The following is a 5,023-nucleotide window of genomic DNA, read 5'->3' as shown; positions in this document are numbered from 1 at the left end:
GGAGCTTGCGCGACGAACTGGCCGCACGCCGTATCAAGGCCGTGATCCCGCCAAATCCGACCCGCAAGCATCCGCATCGCTACGACAAAACCGCTTACAAAGGTCGCAACGTTATCGAGCGGATGTTCTGCCGTCTCAAGGACTTCCGCCGCATCGCAACCCGATACGACAAGCGCGCAGACATCTTCCTGTCCGCAATCCTTCTGGCCGCTGCAATCACTTGGTGGATCAATTGAGTCCGGACCCTAGTCCGGCGCCGACCAATCGCGACGCTTGCCCCACAAAATGCAAATCCCTGCCGGAGAACCGACAGGGATCAGCAGAAAGGATGATGGACGGCGAATGGAACTCACCCGGTGGCCCATCATGGACCTGCCCCGGAATTGAAATGCGTATCTCGCCGCCAAGCAAGGCCAATTTGTGAGCAGGCGGCAGCTCCGCGACGATCAGGACTTGCCTTTGCCGGGTTGCATGAAGTTGCCGGTCATCTGCCGCATGTGATCCCCGGCATTGGTGAACTGGCTGCGCAGGAATTCGGACTGGATCCRCATGGCTTCCTGAAGGTCGGTGGCGTGAACGAGCTTGCGGGCGTGCTCGAACGCAGCCTTCATGTTCTGCTCGGTAAAGGCGAGCGCCTGTTTCGACACGTCCGTGCCCGCTCCTGGAACCGACGTCATCGATTTGGTGGCGGCATCGAAAAACATGCCGAACGCCTTTTCCGCTTGGTCGATCGTCTTCTCGGCCAAGTCGCGCAGTTCGGCCGGAACTTCGAGCTTCGGTTCGATCATGGTCGCTGTCCTCCCCTTTTTTCTACTGACTATCACATTTGCCGGACCGGCTTCCAGCGGTCAGACCAGGCGGCAGACGCAACCGGATGGACCGCAGTGCAGCAGGACCAGCGCTTGGGGAGCGGTATGGCGGCGGTGCGCCGGCCGACCTCACGACAGGGGATGTTCGGGGATGGATTCGTCAGTAGAGAGGTCTTCGACCAGCTTGATGACCTCGAAACGCTGCCGAGGCGCGAGCTTCAGAAACGCGCGCAGCAGGCGCAGACTTTCGACGGTGCTGCTTGCAGGCGCGCCGAGCTTGAGGTGCAGTTCAGCCGCGAAATTGATGTTTTTCATCTCTCGCACCTATGACAAGGATCGGCTTTCGCGATCTGACGTAGAACCCCCGCTCGAGAACCGAACGCCATAACCGGGCACCATGGCGACGGCGAGCTTTCGGCCAGGGCACCCCGGCGGGTTAGCACGCTGAACTGCACATCCGAGCGGACGGGCTCAACCCGAGAGGTTGCAATTATGACAAGGAACAACCCCTTCGGCAAGCCCAACCGTCGGCGCAGCGATGCTTCATCTGCATCGCACCATGGCAATTCCGGATAACAGGAATATGGACCGCCGTCACCCACCTGCGTCAAGAAGCGGCATCAATCACGCACACGGCCTTGACCGCTGTCAATCGGCACAGCGTTTCGCCGTGTTTCCGCCGTGAACGGAGATTGGCAGAACTAGCCCTTCTTCAGCTTATACACGTAATTGTTGAGTCCGGCCTCGGCGGTTGTATCGTCGACAAAGTGAAAGTCGCTCGCGCAGCCGGTCTCCACCGCCTTGATTGGGGGCGCCGCCGAAGCCGAGCGACAGGGCAAGCACCTTGGGATCGACTTTCTTGCCGGCACGCCGCATCTCGCAGCTTTGCGCAGGCAAAGGGGGCGCGGGCCTGATATCTCTCGCGCTTTCAGGACGACCGCCTTGCCCATCGGCCGGTATCGGTAGAACGGATCGCGGCCACCGCGGTGCCTCCCGTGCCCAGCAACACGAGAAAGCAAAAGGCGCCGGCAAATTTCATCTGACGGGTCCCTTGAGCTGTCGGGCTMGAACGAGGCGCTCCGCATCAAGGTTCATCGTGTCCGGTATATTTCCGCCCATGAACCGTTGTTCAAGATCGAGCGACCAAGCTGTTGCGAAACGGCCACGCAGACCACGGGCGCCATGGCTGACGGACTCTTCGATTCGGGCGCGCGTCAGCACCAAAGGACGACGGCATGCTTTCTCGCTGCGATCTCATCAAGGGCGCCGCGGTCGCGCTTCTCACCTTCTCGATACAGGGCGCATGGGCGCAGGAGACCAAGATGAACCTCTTCAAGATCGTGACCATCAAGGACGAGATCATCATTGGATTGTCGGCGGAAGAGCTTCAGGCGCTCGGCGGCAACGATGCGAGCGCGGTTGCGCACGCGCTGGCGCAGAAGGGCGATCTCACCGTCTGGCAATACAACGTGCATCGCGGCCCGAGCGGCGAATTGCAGCAGGCGCCGAGCGCCAAGATCGGCCTCCTCGCCAACGCCTCGCTCCGCGTCGAGCCGTACACGACGCCCTACCAGATCGTCCCGCACCCGTAAGGGGCGGCGGCGCGCCGGCGACGAAAGCCGCCGGCGCCCCCGATCATCGACGCGACACGGGGCGCTGTACCGTGGCTTCCGTCGCGAGACCGTAGATCAGCGCCAGCCGATCGAGGCATTCGCGAAAGCGCCGCGCAAAATAGTCATTCCAGCGCTGGGTGCGGACGGCGCGGCGCTGTCCGATCTGGTCCATGGTCAGGCCCAGCACCAGCACGTCGTGCACCAGCGCGGCGCCGTCGGTGCCAAGCTCGCGCTCGACCCGGTTCAGCCGCAGCACCGCCTGGCGCTGGCTTTCGGTGACGGGCTCGCGCGTGCCCGCGCCGTCGACATATTCGCGGGTCGGATCCACCGCCTGAGGCCCCCGCTCCGCTCTTTCCCAGTCGCTCTGGAATGCGCGGCCGCCGCGGTATTGCGCCTCGTCGATCTGGTGATGCGAATGCAACCGGCCGAGCGGATCACCGCGGACGGAGCGCAGAGCGACGATCCTCTCGCCTGGATCGAGCGCCAGGGGATTGTCGACCTCGATCTCCGCCACCTCGCCATTGAACGGCAGTTCGCGCGATCGCCGGTCGTAGATATTTGCCAACTTGTAGGATTTGTTGCGTCGAGCACGTGCCACTCGGATACTCCCTGCAAAAGTAGACGATTGAACGGGTGGCCGATCCGTCAGGCGGCGGAGACGAGCCTCAGCACGACAGGACCCGTGTTGCGCGCGGAGGCGTTTCCAGGTCTGCGAGCCAGGCGGAGATGGGCCGCGCAATAGCTGCAGCCTGACTGGCGCGGATGACCGCAGAAGGCGATCTCCTCCCCGTCCCGGTCGCCGCCATAGGGATAGCGGCAGTCGCCCGGTTCGAGCTCAACCAGAGAGATCAGGCGCGGCCGGACGCCGACACAGCGCAACTTGACAGGCGCGGACGGCTTCAGCGCGGATTCCGGCGGCGAGCTAAGATACGGCAACGTTGCATGACGCGGCGAGAGCAGACAGTGCACGCCGGTCGAGGACGGCACGATCGACGGACTTGTCATCCGTGTTGGCACCGCAAGTCCGAGCCGCTTGGCGCGACCGACCACCGCATTGCGCGTGTAAGCCGTTCCAAACCTTGCGTTAATCTCCCTTCCGATCTCCGCATAGGACATCCCCTTGAGAAAATAGTCGCGAAGCGCGTCGGAGTGCTCCGACGACCAATGGCCCGGTTCCATGCTGCAGTCCTGTGATGCGCCATGTGCCGACCCTCACGGCCGGATGACGGAACTCACATTCCGGTATTCCGAAACCAAAGTCAACCAGAAATTCTGATATTCATAATTGCAATAATTCCGAATTTCGAATTACAAGAGGCAAGGCGATGGGTAAGCGAGGGAATCACCATGTTGGACGTTGCAATGATCGAGCGGGGCCTGGAAAAGACAGGCAAGAGCAAGGGCGGCCTGGCCGCGGCCATGGGCGTGCGCCCGGGCGCGGTGTCGGAAATCCTTGGCGGCGAGCGTCTGGTGAAGGCCTCGGAAATCATTCCGATCATGGAATATCTCGAGCTCAATCTTGCCCCGATCATGGGTCGGGTTGGCGCCGGCGCGGTGATCGAGCCGGACTATGAACAGGTTCCGCCGGAGGGGCTCGGCGATATCGCGTTGCCCTTCCCGATCATGGAAGAGACCGTCGCCTTCGAGATCGTCGGCGATTCGATGCTGCCCAAATACGAGAGCGGCGACGTGATCGTGGTCTACAAGGACCAGCGCCATCCGCTGTCGAGCTTCTACGGCGAGGAGGCCGTGGTTCGGCTCAAGACCGGGGAGCGCTACCTGAAGACCATCGAGCGGGGCAAATCCCCCTCCGTCGTCAATCTCACCAGTTTCAATGCCAAGCCGATCGTCGGCGTGAAGCTCGATTGGGTCGGGGAAATTTGCCTGTCGATGCCCAAGGGCCAGCTCGAGCGGCTGCGCGCCAAGTCGGCGCGCCCGCGCAAGAAGGGCAAGTAGCCGCAGGCCCGGACCAGCTTCGGATTTTATGAAATCAAGCTTGACTTGATTCCGTTTTTCGGAAATACTCTGTCGCGCGCCCGACCATGGGAGCGCGGCAGGATCTTTCCATGCAGTATTTCGTCGTGATGATCGACTATGGGCGGCGCGGCCGCGAGGCGATCGTCGATCCCGAGATCACCCGGCGCGAGGTCATTTCCCGCATCGCCTCGGGGGAGTACGGCAACATCTCTTTCGTTCACGAGATCGTGGACAGATCGGTCGAGGATGTGACCGAGTCCGTCCTGGCCGAGGCCGCCCTCCCCACTATTCCGCCTGAGGATATCGATCTTCAGGCCGCCCAGCTCGATCACGCTCGCGATCTGCGCAAGCACGAACGGACGTGACGCGGGCCCGGGCGGGCCTGCGCCACCGCCCGGTCGGAGATCACACCGTGAGCACGGTCGAGCCCGTGGTCTTGCGCGCGGCGAGGTCGGCGTGCGCCTTGGCCGCATCCTTCAGCGGATAGGTCTGGTGCACTTCGATCTTGACCGCGCCCGACTTGACGACGTCAAACAGCTCGTTTGCCATCGCGACCAGGCTCTCGCGCTTGGCGGCGTAGGTGAAGAGCGTCGGTCTCGTGACGTAGAGCGAGCCCTTCTGCGC

General features: G+C 62.5%; 9 protein-coding genes. 4 read left to right on the top strand and 5 right to left on the bottom strand.

What is annotated here, in order from left to right; all coding sequences use genetic code 11:
- Positions 1-236: transposase (locus ACXJL8_RS33780; protein WP_456622571.1), on the top strand; the 236-nt coding region annotated here is incomplete at its 5' end.
- A gap of 210 nt (positions 237-446) precedes the next feature.
- Here the strand turns inward: ACXJL8_RS33780 and ACXJL8_RS33775 are convergent.
- Together ACXJL8_RS33775 and ACXJL8_RS33770 are read right to left on the bottom strand one after the other, a co-directional pair.
- Complete coding sequence (locus ACXJL8_RS33775; RefSeq protein WP_456686351.1) at positions 447-788, bottom strand: phasin; 342 nt, start codon at positions 786-788, stop codon at positions 447-449.
- 150 nt (positions 789-938) lie between these two features.
- Positions 939-1,124, bottom strand: a complete 186-nt coding sequence (locus tag ACXJL8_RS33770; protein ID WP_456623296.1) for a hypothetical protein — start codon at positions 1,122-1,124, stop codon at positions 939-941.
- A 920-nt stretch (positions 1,125-2,044) separates the two neighbouring features.
- Here ACXJL8_RS33770 and ACXJL8_RS33765 point away from each other — a divergent pair.
- A complete protein-coding gene (locus ACXJL8_RS33765; protein WP_456623295.1) occupies positions 2,045-2,401 on the top strand; it encodes a hypothetical protein in 357 nt (118 codons plus the stop codon).
- A gap of 43 nt (positions 2,402-2,444) precedes the next feature.
- On the opposite strand, the gene ACXJL8_RS33760 is transcribed toward ACXJL8_RS33765, so the two are convergent.
- Both ACXJL8_RS33760 and ACXJL8_RS33755 read right to left on the bottom strand, forming a co-directional pair.
- Positions 2,445-3,020, bottom strand: a complete 576-nt coding sequence (locus tag ACXJL8_RS33760; protein ID WP_456623294.1) for a hypothetical protein — start codon at positions 3,018-3,020, stop codon at positions 2,445-2,447.
- A 47-nt stretch (positions 3,021-3,067) separates the two neighbouring features.
- A complete protein-coding gene (locus ACXJL8_RS33755; protein WP_456623293.1) occupies positions 3,068-3,601 on the bottom strand; it encodes a GcrA family cell cycle regulator in 534 nt (177 codons plus the stop codon).
- A gap of 168 nt (positions 3,602-3,769) precedes the next feature.
- Between ACXJL8_RS33755 and ACXJL8_RS33750 the strand changes: the two genes are divergently transcribed.
- Positions 3,770-4,378, top strand: coding sequence for a S24 family peptidase (locus ACXJL8_RS33750; RefSeq protein ID WP_018644790.1), 609 nt, complete (start codon positions 3,770-3,772; stop codon positions 4,376-4,378).
- A gap of 110 nt (positions 4,379-4,488) precedes the next feature.
- Positions 4,489-4,764 carry a hypothetical protein gene (locus ACXJL8_RS33745; protein WP_456623292.1) on the top strand — a complete coding sequence of 92 codons (276 nt, stop codon included), beginning with the start codon at positions 4,489-4,491 and terminating at the stop codon, positions 4,762-4,764.
- Positions 4,765-4,804: 40 nt separating this feature from the next.
- On the opposite strand, the gene ACXJL8_RS33740 is transcribed toward ACXJL8_RS33745, so the two are convergent.
- Positions 4,805-5,023: zinc-binding dehydrogenase (locus tag ACXJL8_RS33740; RefSeq protein ID WP_456686350.1), on the bottom strand; the 219-nt coding region annotated here is incomplete at its 5' end.

It is taken from the genome of Bradyrhizobium sp. P5_C11_2, assembly GCF_054049755.1.
Note: the sequence above shows the minus strand (reverse complement) of the source record. Positions and strands in the feature narration are given on the sequence as shown.